Genomic DNA, 15,370 nt, shown 5'->3' on the forward strand with positions numbered 1-15,370 from the left:
CGCCAAAACTTCTTGGGGCGGGCGAGAGGCCTTGTCGCCGCCGCATAATCCGGGAAGGGTCGCGCTCATGCGCCTTTCCCGCCTCGCCCTTCTGCTCTCCGGTTGCGCCCTGACGGCGCTGGCCTCGCCTGTGTTGGCGCAGGATGCGCCGATTGTGGTGCCGCCGCCTGCAGCGTCCGCAATCGTGATCCAGAATGAGGCGGCGGCCCCGGTTTCACCTGTCGCCGTTGCCATTCCCGCCGAGTGGTCGCCGGTCCCGGCCGATGAGTTGGGCCGGACCGCCTATGGCCTCTATCTGTCCGGACGACTGGCCGCCTTCCGGGGCGACACCGTCATGGGCGCTGATCTGCTGGCCCAGAGCCAGGCCCTGACCCCGGAGCAGCCTGTCGTGGGCGAGGAAGCCTTCCGGTCGGGCCTGTTTGCCGGGGACCTCGAGACGCTGGCTGAGCTCGCCCCCTCGGTTCAGGACACGCCGTTGCTGGCGGAGGCCGCGCGGCTGGTCGTGATCGTGGACGACCTGAACAATGGAGACGCCTCGGCCGGACTGTCCATCCTTCGGCAGCAGCCCTTCGCCGAGCCGTTCGAGACCATCGGGCGATACATCCTGCCGTCGGTCGCGGCGGCGGCTGGCGACTGGGACCTCGCCCTGGCGCCGGTCACGGCACCGTCCACCGACATCGACTCGCTGGTGCTGCGCCATCAACGGGTGAGGCTGCTGGAAATTCGCCGGCGCAATGCGGAGGCCGAGGCGGAGTACCGCGCGCTAACGGCCTCGATGCTGGGCGCGCAGTTGTTCTCCGCGGACTTCGGTCGGTTCCTGGAGCGCCGCGGACGGCGCGATGAGGCGCTCGCCATCTATGAGGCTTCGCTGACCGGTTCGTCGCCGGACCCTGAGGCCCTTGTGGGCCGTTCGCGGGTGCTGGACCGCGCCGCGGCGCCGTCCCTGCCGACGATCCGCGAGAACGCCGCCTTCGCCATCAAACTGGCGGCAATCCAGTCGGCCGAACGCCGCGAACGCGATGTCGCTGCCATTTTCCTGCGTCTCGCCGACAGCCTCGGGCAGGATGACGAGGTATCGCTGCGGATGGGGCTGAGCCTGGTGTCGCTCGGCCATGAGACCTCGGCCCGCGAGGCGTTCAGTCGCGTGAGCAGTGCCAATCCGATCCTGTATGCGGGTGCGCAGTTCGGCCTCGGGCTGAGCTTCCAGCGGGGTCAGATGTACGACGAGGCGCTCGCCGCCTACCGCCGCGCGGACACTGCCGCCCCCGGCCAGATGGAAGTCATCCTGCGCCTGAGCCAGCAGCTCATCGCCATGGACCGCCAGGAGGACGCCCTGGCCGTCCTGAACCGGCCCCAGGTAAATGTCGTCGGACAGCCCGCTGAACTGCGCTTCCTGCGCGGTGCCACACTGGAAGCGCTCGGCCGGATCGACGAGGCGGAAGCCGAGCTCTGGGCTGCGCTTTCGGCCGCGCCGGACAATCCCACCATCCTGAATACGCTCGGCTATATGTGGGTCGACAGCGGCCGACGCGTCGAGCAGGGGGCCGAGATGCTGGCCCGGGCCCACGCCGCCGAGCCCGAGAACGGCAACATCCAGGATTCGCTTGGCTGGGCCCAGTTCCGGCAGGGTCAGTACGACGTCGCCGTCGAAACCCTCGAGGGTGCCGTCAGCAAGGAGCCCGCCAATGCCGAGATCAACGATCACCTCGGCGACGCCTACTGGCAGGTCGGCCGGACGCGCGAGGCCCAGTGGCAGTGGAACCGCGTGCTGACGCTCGATCCGGACGCCGAACGCCGCGCCGAGGTGGAGCAGAAGCTGGCCAAGGGTCTGACGATCGCGCCGCCGGTGGCCGCCGGCCAGTCCTGAACCATGGCCGCGATCGCCCGGCTCGCCCCGGCCAAGATCAATCTGTTCCTGCACGTCGGACCCCTTGAGGCGGACGGCTATCACCCGCTGGCCAGTCTGGTCGTCTTCGCCGACGTCGGCGACCGGCTGACGGTCGAGCCGGCGGAGCGCCTGTCGCTGACGGTCACCGGCCCGTTCGCCGGCGCGCTCGAAGGCGAGGGCGACAATCTGGTGCTGCGGGCGGTGCGGGCGCTGGGCGCGGCGGCCGGGATCGGGGAACCGGGACTTCGCATCACCCTCGACAAGCAGTTGCCGGTGGCCGCCGGCCTGGGCGGCGGGTCGTCCGACGCCGGGGCGGCGCTCAAGCTGGCGCGCAATGCGCTGGGTTTGCCGCTGGACGATGCGGCGCTGGCGGAGATCGCCGCCGGCATCGGTGCCGACGGACCCATGTGCCTCCACGCCCGTGCCGCCTGGGCCGAGGGGCGGGGCGACGTCCTGACCTTTGAGGACGGCCTGCCGGCTCTGCCGGCCTTGCTGGTCAATCCGGGCGTGCCCTCCTCGACCGGGGGCGTCTATCGCGCCTTCGACGAGGGCGTCGCGGGCCGGGCGGACCGGCCGGCATCGCCCTCGGCCCGGGATGCCGCCGCGGTCATCGACTGGCTGTCGGAGCAGCGGAACGACCTGCAGGCCCCCGCTGTGGCCCTGGCCCCCGCGATTGGCGAAGCGCTGGCAACGACAGCGGGCCTGCCCGGCGCGCGCCTGACCCGGATGTCGGGCTCGGGGGCCACGGTCTTCGCCCTGTTCGATACGGCCGCCGCCGCCGAAGCCGCCGGGCGCTCACTTGCGGCCCTCCAGCCCGACTGGTGGGTCCGGCCGACGACCCTGCGGTAGCCGCCGGGCACCGCCTTAACCGTCGGCAAACGCGTCTCTGGCAGAGTGCCGGTATGGAAACGCTCTCGCCCGCCTGGATCGCCGCGTTCGAAGCCGTGCTCAACAAGGTCCCGCTCGAGGATCGCGCCCGCCTTCACGCCCTCAAGGACACCGCCGCCGCCGCGGCTGCCGCCTCGGCCCCGCACTGGGATTTCGACCAGCCCGGCCACCGGGCCGAAGAGGCCCTGGCCGAAGCCTTCGGCCCTGCGCTGACGGACGATCACCGCCGTGCGCTGGTCGCGCTGTGGGCGCTGGAGATGCCGGCACGCATTCCGGCCGCCGACCTGCCGGGCACCGTCCTGGAGCTCTATCCGGAATGGATCCAGCGGCTCGCTGACTTCCTGACCGCCGCCGCCGATCCCTATGACCGCGACTTCTGGGCCAAGGACGTGCGGATCTCGCTGGTGCTCAGCGTGCCCGGTGCCCGGACCCAGATGATCGACCTGAGCTCACCGATGGGCCCGGGCCAGGTGCTGCGTCACGCCCGCGAAGGCTGGGGCTGGTCGGTGATCCCGGCCTATGCCGCCGCCCAGGCCTGGAAGCCCTGGCTGGAGGTCCATACCGAGAGCCGCGAGCTGTCTGATTTCAACGAGGCCGGCTGGGACCGCGCATGGGCCACGGCCGCCGAGATCTGCAAGCGCCGCCCGGAGATGGCCGGCATGCTGGGCTCCAGCTGGTTCTACGATCCGCCGCTGGAGCAGATCAGCCCGCGGCTGGCCTATCTGCGGCTCAACCTGCTGAAGCACGGGGCCTTCATGGTGCATCAGGGGCCGGGTGAGATTCACACCCAGCGGGCCGCCACCTCATCGCCGACCCGCGCCGCCCTGATCGAGGCCGGCGAGTACACGGCCCGTTCGTGGATCGTCGCCTTCCCCCGCGCCGCCCTGATCAAATGGGCGGACGGGCGCAAGGCCGCGATGATGCGCGAAGCGGCGTAAGCGGTCAGGCGCGGGTCACTGCGGCCCAAGCCGCGCCGACCGGCGCGATCTCCAGCCCGGCCGCCTTGGCCGCGTGCAGCACCCGGTCCAGATCGGCCGGGGTGCAGCCGTAGTCTGTGGGCCGGTCGCTCACGTCATGGCCATAGGCGGTCAGCCAGCCGTTCGAGGCGGCGGTTTGGGCCATCAGGCCTTCGAGGTCGTAGCCGGGGAGGCGGCGGCTTTCGAGGCCGATCGACTTGATCAGGGCCCGGTCCTCGCGGCCGGCGTTGACGCCGTCGCGGACGCCGCGGGCCATGGCGAAGCGCTCGCGCACCACGCGCTTGGCCCCCACGGTCGCATCGCCGAAGGGCCAGGCGAAGGTGGTCATGCGGTGGCCGTCCAGCCGCTCGCCCACCCAGGCGGCATTGGCGTCGAGGCTGAGCCGAAGGGCCTCGGCATCCATGCGCAGGGCGCTGGTGTGGCCGAAGGTGTGGCAGCCGACCTCGTGGCCGGCGGCGTGCAGCGCCTGCAGGTGCGGGACCTGGAACTGGTCGCGGTCCATGTTGATCCCGTCGGCGAGGCCGCCGCAGACATAGTAGGTGGCTTTCACCCCGTGGTCGGCGAGGATCGGCCCGGCCTCGGTCCAGGCGCTGGCGGGGAAGTCGTCGAAGCTCAGCGAGAAGACCCCGCGCGCCGGCGCGATGGTCACCGGGTCGATGTCGAGATAGCGCGCGGCCCGCCGGCGCATCTGGTCGATCTGCTTCATACGGCGGTCATAGCCCGGGGGCGCTTAAGGAAGGGTTTGGCGGGCCTTCGCCTTGCCCGCAAAGGGCCGCCCGTCTAGGGTCCGCGCCTCTCATTTTGCGACTGCGAACAGCCTCTGTGACAACCGAACCGCTCGCCTTCCAGGACCTGATCCTGACGCTCCACAAATACTGGGGCGATCAGGGCTGCGCGATCCTGCAGCCCTATGACATCGAGGTCGGGGCGGGGACGCTGCATCCGGCGACTGTGCTGAGGGCGCTGGGGCCGCGTCCGTGGAAGGCCGCCTATGTCCAGCCGTCGCGGCGGCCCGGTGATGGCCGCTATGGCGAAAATCCGAACCGGCTCCAGCACTATTACCAGTATCAGGTGATCCTGAAGCCGAACCCGGACGACCTGCAGGCCCTGTACCTCGGCTCGCTGGCGGCGATCGGGATCGATCCGAAACTGCACGACATCCGCTTCGTCGAGGACGACTGGGAGAACCCCACGGTCGGGGCCTGGGGGCTGGGCTGGGAGGTCTGGTGCGACGGGATGGAGGTGACCCAGTTCACCTATTTCCAGGGCGTGGGCGGGATCGAGGTCGACGTGGTCTCGGGCGAGCTGACCTACGGGCTGGAGCGTCTGGCCATGTACGTCCAGGGCGTCGACAACGTCTACGACCTGAAGTTCACCAAGGAGGGCCTGACCTATGGCGAGGTCTTCCTCGAGAACGAGCGCCAGCAGTCGGAGGCCAATTTCCACGGCTATGACGTCGACGGGCTGAAGCGCCGGTTCGAGGACATGGTCGGCGAGGTCGGCCGTTTGCTGGCGATGAAGGGGCCGCAGGATCAGGCGCTGGTGCTGCCGGCCTATGACCAGGTGCTGAAGGCCAGCCATCTGTTCAACCTGATGGACGCGCGCGGGGCGATCGCCGTGGCGGAACGCCAGAGCTACATCGGGCGGATCCGCGATCTCTGCAAGGCTTGCGCGACCGAATGGGTCGAGCAGGAAAGGGGGCGCGTCTGATGGCCCAGCTGCTGATCGAACTGTTCTCCGAAGAGATCCCGGCCCGCATGCAGGGCGGGGCGGCGCGCGACCTCGAGCGGATGGCCGCCGAGCGGCTGAAGGCCGCCGGGCTGACGTATGACGCCCTGACGACCTTCGCGGGGCCGCGGCGGCTGACGCTGGTGGTCGAGGGGCTGCCGGCGGCGACGCCCGACCGGGAGGAAGAGGTCAAGGGACCGCGGGCCAATGCGCCGGAACAGGCGCTGGAGGGCTTCCTGCGGAAGACCGGCCTGACCAAGGACCAGCTGGTCGAGCGGGACGGCGTCTTCTTCGCCGTGCTCAGCAGCAAGGGCCAGCCGACGGCGGCCCTGATCCCGGAGATGGTCGACCAGATCGTGCGCGGCTTCCCCTGGCCCAAGTCGATGCGCTGGGGTTCGGGCACGCTGCGCTGGGTGCGGCCGCTGAAGCGGATCGTCGCCCTGTTCGACGGCCATGTCGTGCCGTTCGAGATCGACGGCATTCAGAGCGGCGACCTGACCGAGGGGCATCGCTTCCTCGGCTGCGGCCGGGCTTTCGCGGTCAAGGATTTCGCGGACTATCGGGCGAAGCTGGAGAGCGATTTCGTCCTGCTGGACGCGGCCGACCGGCGGCTGAGGATCCTCGAGGCGGCCCGGAAGGTCTGTGCCGACAAGGGCCTCGCCCTCGTCGATGACGACGGCCTGCTGGACGAGGTGGCGGGGCTGGCCGAATGGCCGACGCCGATCCTCGGCGACATGGACCCGGCCTTCCTCACCCTGCCGCCCGAGGTGGTCCGGCTGTCGATGAAGGTGCACCAGAAATACTTTGCGGTGCGCGATCCGGCGAAACACGGCCTGGCCCCGCATTTCGTGGTCGTGGCCAATGTCGAGGCGACCGATGGCGGCAAGGCGCTGGCCGCCGGCAACAGCCGCGTGCTGTCGGCCCGTCTGGATGACGCCCGCTTCTTCTGGGACGAGGACCTGAAGACCGGCTTCGACGTCTGGGCGAAGAAGCTGGAGGGCGTGACCTTCCACGCCAAACTGGGGACGCTGGCCGAGCGGGTCGAGCGGATCGCTGCCCTGGCGCGTGAGATCGCGCCGCTGGTCGGAGCCGATCCGGATCAGGCCGAGGCCGCGGCCAAGCTGGCCAAGGCTGATTTGTCGGCCGCCATGGTCGGTGAGTTCCCTGAACTTCAGGGCGTCATGGGCGGCTACTACGCCCGCGCCGCTGGCCACCCGGACGCCGTCGCCGACGCCGTGCGCGATCACTACAAGCCGCAGGGACCGGCGGACTCGGTGCCAACTGCGCCGCTGACGGTGGCTGTGGCGCTGGCCGACAAGCTGGACACGCTGGTCGGGTTCTTCGCGATCGATGAGAAGCCGACGGGGTCGAAGGATCCGTTCGCGCTGCGACGGGCGGCGCTGGGGGTGATCCGGCTGGTGCTGGAAGCCGGCGTAAGGCTTCCGCTGACCAAGCTCATTATTAGGTGGGTTGAGCAGAACTCCGGAAAGCCAGTGCTTTCAGATCCTCAGCTCGCTTCGCAGGCGATCAACGTGAAAATGGACCTGCCGGGCTTCTTCGCCGACCGCCTGAAGGTTCTCCTCCGTGATCAGGGCAAGCGTCACGACCTCGTCGACGCCGTCTTCGCGCCAATCGACGGCAAGGCCGACGACGACCTCGTCCGCATCGTGCGGCGGGTGGAGGCGCTGGACGGCTTCCTCGCCACGGACGACGGGGCCAATCTGCTGGCCGGGTACAAGCGGGCGTCCAACATCCTCAAGGCCGAGGAGAAGAAGGGGGCCGTGCCGACCGGCGAGGCCCTGACCGGCCTGCCGGGACAGCCGGAGCAGGAGACCGCCCTGGCGCTCGCCGCCGCCGCCGCCGCGACGGCCGTGGACGCCGCCCTGGAGACCGAGGATTTCGCCGCCGCCATGACCGCGCTTTCGCGGCTGCGGGCGCCGGTGGACGCCTTCTTCGACAAGGTGATGGTCAATTCGGACGTCGCCGAGGAGCGGGACAACCGGTTGAAACTGCTGGGGCAGGTCCGCAGCGTCATGGGCCGGGTGGCGGACTTCGGGATGATCGGGGGGTAGGGCGCGAGCCCCCACCACATCCGCTATCGTCATTCCGGGCGAAGAGACGCGAAGCGGCTCGAAGACCCGGAACCCAGCGGCGCCGCGACGGCGGCGAAACACGGGCGGTCCCAAGCAAGTCGACCCGGTAACACCGCGCTCCCGACAGGTTCGCGCTCGCGCGCGCCGCTGGGTTCCGGGTCTCCGCTGCGCTTCGCCCGGAATGACGATAGCGGGCGGGGGTGCGCAGGGCGGCCCGCAGCTCTCCCGGAAAAAATCGCGAAAAGCTGCCTTCTCGACCCTCTTTGCGCGTGGGCTATGCGCAGCTGACCTGTGGAGTTCACCGCGCCTGGGGCGGTCGCGGGGGTGTGGATTGTCAAAGACCGGCGGCGCTCCGGGGAGCGCCGGGGTCTATTTTACGGTGGCCGGGACGGGCGCCAGGCTGAAATATTTCGCGGAGGGGCGAGAAGGAAGCTTCGGGGGTCGGAAGGGGAGCGAGGATCGGGGGCGGGATGGGAGGCTTCAGCGGCCCAGAACCGGCTGGTCCATGAAGGCGGCGTCCAGTCCGTAGGTCGCGAACCTTGCGAGGCGCTCGCGCAGCCGACCATGAGCCGCAGGTTCGGTGCCGATGCGGTCGGGCCCGGGCAGGAACTGGTTTTCGGCACGGAAGGTCCAGGCGGCGACCTTGAGGCCGGCGGCGTGGGCGTCGGCGATCAGAGCGGTCGGGGCGGCGGGGGCCGGTTCGATCAGGGCCGTGTCGATGCCGATCCAGTCAGCGTATCGCGCGATGTCGGCGAGGCCGGCGGGTGTGGCCATGGCGGCGTAGCTCAGGTCCGGGCGGTCGGCCGGGCCGCCGCCGGAGGCGACCAGCTGCAGCAGGGGCGTGGCGATACGGGCGCGCAGGCGCTGCAGGGGGGCGACCTCGAAACACTGGACGATCACAGGGGCGTCGGCGCCGGTCAGGCCGCGGCGTTCGAGCGTGGCGACGAAGACGTCCTCCATCGGCAGGCCGAGGGCGGCGAAATACGACGGGTGTTTCAGCTCGGGCGCGATCCCGACGCCCGCCGCAGCGGCGATGTCCAGCACCTCGTCGAAGGTCAGGATCGGCTCCTGTCCGTCGAAGGCGGTGTTGGCCGGGCGCAGCTCGGGCAGGCGTTCGCGGGCGCCCAGGGTCTTCAGCTCGGCGAGGGTGAAGTCCTCGGTGAACCAGCCGGTGACGGTTTCGCCGTCGATGGTCTTCCTGGCGCGGCGGTCGGTGAATTCGGGGCGGGCGGCGACGTCGGTGGTGCCCCCGATCTCGTTCTCATGGCGCACGATCAGGACGCCGTCGCGGGTCATGACCAGATCGGGTTCGATAACGTCGGCGCCCTGTTCGATGGCCCGATCATAGGCCGCGCGGGTGTGCTCGGGCCGTTCGCCCGAGGCCCCGCGGTGGGCGATGATCAGAGGGTGGGTCTGGGCCAGCGCGGGGCTCGCGGTGAGGAGGACGAGGGTCAGCAGGATGAGCCGGATCATGCCCCGGGGATAGGGGCGAGCGGTGACGGGGGGATGACGGCGGTTGTTTCTGCTTTCGTCATTCCGGGCGGAGCGCAGCGAAGACCCGGAACCCAGCGGCGCGCGAGAGCGCGAAGCTGTCGGGAGCATCGATGGCGGCGATCCATTCGCACAGGCCGGTGTTTCGCCGCCGTCGCGGCGCCGCTGGGTTCCGGGTCTCCGAGCCGCTGCGCGTCTCTGCGCCCGGAATGACGATAGCGGTGGGGGTGGCGCCGGGGGCGCCTTACGCCCCCAGAATCCAGCCTTCTTCCTGCTCGACCTTCGCGATCAGGGCCCCGTCGGCGCCCTTGGGCGGGGCGAAGGCAGCGGAGAGGGTGCCGGCCTCGTCTAGGGCGGCGAAATGTTCGGCGGTGACGCGGACCTGGGCCTGGTCCTTGAACTCGCCCTCATTGGGCTTGGCGTCGAACATGGAGGGCCAGACCTCGACCAATAAGGCAGAGAGCGGCTCAACATCGGCAGCGTCCAGGGCGCGCCAGCCGGTGCCGAAGGGCCAGACGGCGCCCGAGGGGCCGAGCTTCTCGAGCAGACGGCGGACGGCGGGGACGCCGACCAGGGTCTGGCCGCCGACGGCGCCGGCACCGTGCATCTGCCAGACCGACTTGGGCTGGAGCTTGCCCTTGCGGACCGCGTCCTGCGTCGCGCGATACTCCGGGATGTCCGCGCCCGAGCCCACGGGGGGCTTGGTCGTGGTCAGCCAGCGCTGGGCCTGATTGGCCGGAGCGCCCCACATGGGCCAGGCGTTGTCGGTCATCAGCCGGTTGATCTTGGCCGCGACCTGGTAGCGGTTGTTGGTGTTGTCGGGCTTGTCGACCACGTTGGCGGCGAGGAATTTCCACATCGCCGACCAGGGCGTTCCCGTCAGCTTGAGCCGTTCGGCCGTGCCGGCGGGGAAGCCGAAATTGAAATCGAAGCCGACCAGCACGCGGTCGCCGCGCTTGCGGTGCTCGGCCAGCAGGGAGGCCAGCAGGGCCTCGCCCTCGGCGCGCGTCGCGACATTGTGGGTCTCGGAATAGAGGCGGAAACGCACGTCGCGTTTGGCCACGCCGAGCCACAGGGACGTATCGCCGAGCTTCTTGCCCTCGGCGGCGGTCCAGTCAGCGATGATGTAGGCGTCGAACAGGCGGGCCACGGGGGCTCCTCAGGGTACTCGGTCACAGGGAATGGGGGGTTCTAGCGGTCCGGGGGCGGGGGCGGAAGGGCGCCCGCCTGATTCCGCTCACCCCTTCAGCAGGGCTTCCAGATGGGAGAGCCAGCGGCGGCCGAGGCGGAGGGCCTCGCCGGGGGAGCCGGTCTGGACCGGGAGGGTGGCGTCCCAGAGGGCGAGTTCGAACTCGGGGTGGCGGGCGTCGGCGAACATCAGCCGCAGCACCACCTGTTCGGCGTCGGGGGCCATGAGGTCGAGCGCCTTGCGGGCCTCGCCGCGGCGGACGCGGGCGACGACGTGGCCGTCGACGATGATTTCACCGCCCTCGATCTCCTCGAAGGCATAGACCAGACCGGAGCCACCGCGGTTCCAGAGCACGGCGACCTGGGCACCATCGAAATCGAGGCCGGCGGCGCGGCCCTCGGCGGGCGACAGGGCCTCGGCCTCGGGCGTGGCGCCGAGCGATTTCAGCAGGGCCCGGCGCATGCGGCGGATCGGCTCCATCCACCAGTTCAGGACCAGGGCGCCCGTGGTCAGGGCCGCCGCCGCGAGGGCGACCAGCAGTATGACCCTGAGCACATCGGCCAAGTTCAGTCCTCCAGTTCGACGACGACGGGGACGTGGTCGGACGGCTTGTCCATGTCGCGGGCGTCGCGATGGGTCTCGACGCCGACGAAGCGGTCGGCCGCCTGGGGCGACAGCAGGTGGAAGTCGATGCGGATGCCGTGGTCGCGCTGCCAGGCGCCGGCCTGGTAGTCCCAGAAGGTGAAGGTGCCGGGCGGCTGTTTGCCCAGGGCTCCGGCCTCGGACAGGCCGAGGTTGTTCAGGGCCCGGAAGGCGGCGCGACTCTCGGGCTGGAACAGGGCGTCACCGGTCCAGGCAGCCGGGTTCTTCGCGTCGTCCGGGGTGGGAATGACGTTGTAGTCGCCGCAGAGGGTGAAGGCCTCTTCCTGCCGGAGCAGGTCCCTCGCATGGGCCTGAAGCCGGTCCATCCATGCCAGTTTGTAGGCGAATTTTTCCGTGCCGATCGGGTTGCCGTTGGGCAGGTAGAGGCAGCCGACGCGGACCGGGCGCGGGCATTCGATCACGGCCTCGATGTAGCGGGCCTGTTCGAACTCCGCCTCGAAACCGGAGGCGTCCACGCCGGGCAGGCCGCGGCGCACGTCGCTGAGCGGATATTTCGAGAGCAGGGCGACGCCGTTGTAGGTCTTCTGGCCGTTGGTCTCGACGTTGTAGCCGAGCGACTCAAAGGCCTCGCGGGGGAATTTCTCGTCCAGGCATTTGATCTCCTGGAAGCCGACGACGTCGGGCTGGGCCGCCTCCAGCCACGCCAGCACCGTCGGCAGGCGGGCGTTGACGGAGTTCACGTTCCAGGTGGCGATGCGCATACGCCATGCTTAAGGCGCGTCGGGGCGGTCTGTGAAGCCGGCATCGGCCGGACCATTCTGCCGTCAGGTCGAATCGAACTGACGGCAAAAATGGTCCGGAGTTATGCTGGAGCGAAATCTGAGCCTTGGCGGACTGCGTCCACCAAGACCGATTTCGCTCTAACGAAAAACGCCCCGGAGCGAACTCCGGGGCGTCGTCTCGATGGATTTTCCGGCCGATTACTCGGTCGGCGGCAGGGCCGGGGCCGGGGTGAAGCGGCAGCCCCCGCCGATCCGCTGGGCGGTGGCGCAGGGGTAGATCTGCTGGGTCACGCCCTCATTGTTGATGCGGGCGATATAGCCTTCACCTTCGGCGGCGCATTTGGCTTCGTAGAAGCGGCCGTTGGCATTGGAGCCCATCAGGCGGACCTGGGTGACGTCGCAGGCCGCGGCGTCGGTGCCGGCCAGCTTGGGCTCGAAGCCGTCAGCCTGTTCCTGACCCGTGGTGAAGCGGCAGATGCCGCCGGTCGAGTTGACCTGCAGGCAGTCCTTCAGGTCCCAGCCGGTGCCGACGCGTTCCAGCCAGTAGCCGTCCGTGCCGGCGCAGCCGATTTCGTAGACGATGTTGTCGGCGTCGCTCTTGCCGATGGCGACGGCCTCATCGACCGTGCAGGTGACGCCGGCACCGCGGGCCCAGCCACCGATGACGGCCAGGCCGTTCTGGTTGGCGGGGAGGGCGCATTGCTGGCCCACGTCGGCGGCGGGGTCGCGCAGACGGGCGGTGTAGGCGGTGCCGGCCAGCTCGAGGCAGTCGAAGCTCTGGGGCGGGGTCGACTCGATCAGGATCAGGCCGGGGCCTTCCGAACAGGCGGCTTCATAGATCTTCTGCTGTTCGGCGTTCATGCCGGGCTGGGCGGCCTCGGTCACCGAGCAGGCAGCACCGGTGGCGACGACCAGGACCTGGGCGGCGGCCTTGATTTCCTCGGGCGTTGCGACCGCCGGAGGGGGAGCCGGACGATTGCGGGTGGCGCGGTTGTCCGGCACGCGGTCGCGACGACCGCCGCCGACGCGGCCGGGCAGGACGCTCTCACCGCGGATGGTACCGGAGGCCCGGTCGGATTCCGTCCGGCCGGTGGTCCCGGGATTTTCAGGACTATCCTGGGCGAAGGCGGGCTGGGCCGCGATCAGCGCGAGGGCCAGGGCACCGCCCGCAAGCGCGAGCCATTTTCTGTGGAACACGAGAACACTCCGAACAGGATAACCGTTGGCTCAACCCTTGGCGGGCCGATGTGGCGGGGTCAAGGCGTGCGCGTGCGAGCGGCTGGACGGAGACCGCCGGTTGAGGGTATCAAGACGATCAGTTGCAATTGGAGACGGACTTGGCAGACGGCGCGGTCCCGGCAGAGATCGATCAGGCGGCGCGCGACGGGCGCGGCCTGACCTATCCGCATCCGGTCCCGCCCGGGTTCGGCGAGGCCATCACGGTCGCGCCGGGCGTGCTGTGGATGCGGCTGTCGCTGCCGATCTCGCTGAACCACATCAATGTCTATGCGGTCGAGGACGGCGAGGGCTGGGTCCTGATCGACACCGGGCTGAACATCCCCGATTCGCGCGACCGCTGGGACGCCCTGCTGGCGGGACCGCTGGGCGGACGGCCGGTGACGCGGGTGATCTGTACCCATATGCACCCCGACCATATCGGCCTGGCCGGATGGCTGTGCGAGCGGACGGGCGCGCCGCTGGTGATGACGCGGGTGGAGTATGTGACCGCCCGGATGCTGCTGGCGGACACGGGACAGCCGGCACCGGAAGCGGGCGCGGTCCACTATCGCGCCGCCGGCTGGGATGCCGAACAGGTTGAGACCTACCGCCGCGAGTTCGGCCAGTTCGGCCGGGCCGTCTCGCCCATGCCGACCGGCTATGTGCGGATGCGCGAGGGCGACCGGCTGAGCATCGGCGGGCAGGACTGGCGGGTGGTGGTCGGCGAGGGACACAGTCCGGAGCACGCCTGCCTGTGGCGCGAGGCCGACGGCGTGATGCTGGGCGGGGACCAGATCCTGCCGCGGATATCGTCGAATGTGTCGGTCTGGCCGACCGAGCCGAATGCCGACCCGCTGGGTGACTGGCTGGACTCGCTGGAGCGGATGAAGGGCATCCTGCCGCACGACGGCCTGATCCTGCCCTCGCATGGCGAGCCCTTCCATGGGGTGCACACGCGGCTGGACGCGCTGATCCGGGGGCATGAGGTTTCGCTGAAGCGGCTGGAGAAGACGTTGCAGACGCCGAAGCGGGCGGTGGACGTCTTCGGGGCCCTGTTCGCGCGCGCGGTCGGCGACGGGGTGCGGGGGATGGCCACGGGCGAGGCGATCGCGCATCTGAACTATCTGCTGCATCGCGGCCGCGTCACCCGGACGCGCGATGCCGACGGCGTGGACTGGTGGACAATGATCAAACGGGGAGAGGCCGCGTGAGCGACCAAATTCAGACCGAACTGGCGGGCGGCGTCCTGACCGTCACCCTGGCGCGGCCGGAGAAGAAGAACGCCATCACCCAGGCCATGTACGCGGTGCTGGCCGAGGCGACCCAGCGCGCGCGGACGGACGATGCCGTGCGGGTGCTGGTGTTCAAGGGCCAGGGCGACAGCTTCTCGGCGGGCAATGACATCGCCGACTTCATCGCCCTGGGCTCGCAGGGCGGGGGACAGGTCACCGACGCCCCTGTGTTCCATTTCCTCAAGGCCCTGGCCGATCTGGACAAGCCGGCGGTTGCCGCTGTCCGGGGACGGGCGGTCGGCATCGGCCTGACGCTGCTGCTGCATTGCGACATGGTGGTGGTGGCCGAGGACGCCCTGCTGTCGGCCCCCTTCATCAATCTGGCACTGGCCCCGGAGGCGGCGTCCTCGATGTTGCTGCCGGCGGTGCTGGGCCATCAGCGGGCGTTCGAGATTTTCGCCCTCGGCGAGCCCATCGACGGCCGTACGGCGGTCGCCTGGGGGCTGGCCAACCGGGCCGTGCCCGCGGACCAGGTCGATGCCGTGGCGGCGGAGCTGGCGGGCAAACTGGCCGCGCGGGCGCCCAACTCCATCCGCAAGACCAAGCGGCTGATGCGGGACGCCGCGCAGCTGTGGGCCCTGATGCAGCGCGAAGGCGAGGCCTTCGGCAGCCAGATGTCGAGCCCCGAGGCGATGGAGGCCTTCATGGCCTTCAGCCAGAAGCGCGCACCTGATTTCTCGAAAGCCGGTTGATTCGCAGGTCGGCGAGCCCTAGTTGCGCGCCCTCATGTTGGACGCCCCCGCCAGACCCGCGCCCCAAGACGCTTCTTGGCGCATAGAGATCGAAGCCTCCGCCGACGCAGCGGCGGTCGAGGGTCTCGTGCTGGCGGCTTTCGGGCCTGGCCGGTTCGCCAAGACGGCGGAGCGGCTGCGCGAGCGGGCGCGGATCGCGGCCGGGTTCGTCGCGCGCGAGAACGGCAAGGTCATCGGCTCGGTGCGGCTGTGGGCGATCACGGTCGGCGGCGAGCCGGCGCTGTTTCTCGGCCCGATAGCGGTGTCGGCGGACAGCCGCCGGGCGGGACTGGGCGCCGATCTGGTGCAGGCCTGCGTGGATCATGCCGGAGATGTCGGCATCCTTCTGGTCGGTGATCTTCCCTATTTCGGCCGGTTCGGGTTCCGGCCGGCCCGGGAGGCGCGCCTGAACGGGCCCGTCGATCAGCGGCGTGTGCTGTGGCGGGGCGAGGGCGAGGCGACGGGAACCGTGTTGCCGGCCTGACTCGCC

14 protein-coding genes are annotated in these 15,370 nt (G+C 69.9%); 8 read left to right on the forward strand and 6 right to left on the reverse strand.

Features of this window, described 5'->3' with window-relative positions; all coding sequences use genetic code 11:
- Positions 1 to 67 precede the first annotated feature (67 nt).
- From KB221_04855 to KB221_04865, 3 genes are read left to right on the forward strand one after another with little or no spacing between them, the layout of a single operon-like run.
- On the forward strand, positions 68 to 1,867 hold the full coding sequence (locus tag KB221_04855; protein WIY70359.1) for a tetratricopeptide repeat protein: 1,800 nt from the start codon (positions 68 to 70) through the stop codon (positions 1,865 to 1,867).
- A 3-nt stretch (positions 1,868 to 1,870) separates the two neighbouring features.
- A complete protein-coding gene (locus tag KB221_04860; GenBank protein WIY70360.1) occupies positions 1,871 to 2,737 on the forward strand; it encodes a 4-(cytidine 5'-diphospho)-2-C-methyl-D-erythritol kinase in 867 nt (288 codons plus the stop codon).
- Positions 2,738 to 2,790: 53 nt separating this feature from the next.
- The gene (locus KB221_04865; protein ID WIY70361.1) at positions 2,791 to 3,714 is read left to right on the forward strand and encodes a hypothetical protein; all 924 of its coding nucleotides are present in this window, start codon (positions 2,791 to 2,793) and stop codon (positions 3,712 to 3,714) included.
- 4 nt (positions 3,715 to 3,718) lie between these two features.
- Here KB221_04865 and KB221_04870 read toward each other — a convergent pair whose 3' ends face one another.
- On the reverse strand, positions 3,719 to 4,459 hold the full coding sequence (locus KB221_04870; protein ID WIY70362.1) for a polysaccharide deacetylase family protein: 741 nt from the start codon (positions 4,457 to 4,459) through the stop codon (positions 3,719 to 3,721).
- 116 nt (positions 4,460 to 4,575) lie between these two features.
- Here KB221_04870 and KB221_04875 point away from each other — a divergent pair, with 116 nt between their 5' ends.
- Positions 4,576 to 5,463, forward strand: a complete 888-nt coding sequence (locus KB221_04875) for a glycine--tRNA ligase subunit alpha (GenBank protein WIY70363.1) — start codon at positions 4,576 to 4,578, stop codon at positions 5,461 to 5,463.
- Positions 5,463 to 7,553: a glycine--tRNA ligase subunit beta gene (glyS, locus tag KB221_04880; GenBank protein ID WIY70364.1), complete on the forward strand. Its 2,091-nt coding sequence runs from the start codon at positions 5,463 to 5,465 to the stop codon at positions 7,551 to 7,553. The genes KB221_04875 and glyS overlap by 1 nt, the downstream gene beginning before the upstream one ends.
- Positions 7,554 to 8,054: 501 nt before the next feature.
- Here glyS and KB221_04885 read toward each other — a convergent pair.
- The 5 genes from KB221_04885 to KB221_04905 form a co-directional block, all read right to left on the reverse strand.
- Complete coding sequence (locus KB221_04885) at positions 8,055 to 9,047, reverse strand: glycerophosphodiester phosphodiesterase family protein (GenBank protein WIY70365.1); 993 nt, start codon at positions 9,045 to 9,047, stop codon at positions 8,055 to 8,057.
- A gap of 262 nt (positions 9,048 to 9,309) precedes the next feature.
- On the reverse strand, positions 9,310 to 10,215 hold the full coding sequence (locus KB221_04890) for a cobalamin biosynthesis protein CbiG (GenBank protein ID WIY70366.1): 906 nt from the start codon (positions 10,213 to 10,215) through the stop codon (positions 9,310 to 9,312).
- Between the two features lie 87 nt (positions 10,216 to 10,302).
- Complete coding sequence (locus KB221_04895) at positions 10,303 to 10,809, reverse strand: hypothetical protein (GenBank protein WIY70865.1); 507 nt, start codon at positions 10,807 to 10,809, stop codon at positions 10,303 to 10,305.
- An 11-nt stretch (positions 10,810 to 10,820) separates the two neighbouring features.
- The gene (locus KB221_04900) at positions 10,821 to 11,618 is read right to left on the reverse strand and encodes an exodeoxyribonuclease III (protein WIY70367.1); all 798 of its coding nucleotides are present in this window, start codon (positions 11,616 to 11,618) and stop codon (positions 10,821 to 10,823) included.
- Between the two features lie 219 nt (positions 11,619 to 11,837).
- A complete protein-coding gene (locus KB221_04905) occupies positions 11,838 to 12,836 on the reverse strand; it encodes a hypothetical protein (protein WIY70368.1) in 999 nt (332 codons plus the stop codon).
- A gap of 140 nt (positions 12,837 to 12,976) precedes the next feature.
- Between KB221_04905 and KB221_04910 the strand changes: the two genes are divergently transcribed.
- The 3 genes from KB221_04910 to KB221_04920 are packed head-to-tail and all read left to right on the forward strand — an operon-like array spanning position 12,977 to position 15,364.
- Positions 12,977 to 14,068 carry an MBL fold metallo-hydrolase gene (locus tag KB221_04910; GenBank protein ID WIY70369.1) on the forward strand — a complete coding sequence of 364 codons (1,092 nt, stop codon included), beginning with the start codon at positions 12,977 to 12,979 and terminating at the stop codon, positions 14,066 to 14,068.
- Positions 14,065 to 14,841: an enoyl-CoA hydratase gene (locus tag KB221_04915; protein WIY70370.1), complete on the forward strand. Its 777-nt coding sequence runs from the start codon at positions 14,065 to 14,067 to the stop codon at positions 14,839 to 14,841. The genes KB221_04910 and KB221_04915 overlap by 4 nt, the downstream gene beginning before the upstream one ends.
- A 34-nt stretch (positions 14,842 to 14,875) precedes the next feature.
- Positions 14,876 to 15,364: an N-acetyltransferase gene (locus tag KB221_04920; GenBank protein ID WIY70371.1), complete on the forward strand. Its 489-nt coding sequence runs from the start codon at positions 14,876 to 14,878 to the stop codon at positions 15,362 to 15,364.
- Positions 15,365 to 15,370: the final 6 nt, after the last annotated feature.

Source organism: Aquidulcibacter paucihalophilus (assembly GCA_030285985.1).
Classification (GTDB): Bacteria; Pseudomonadota; Alphaproteobacteria; order Caulobacterales; family Caulobacteraceae; genus Brevundimonas.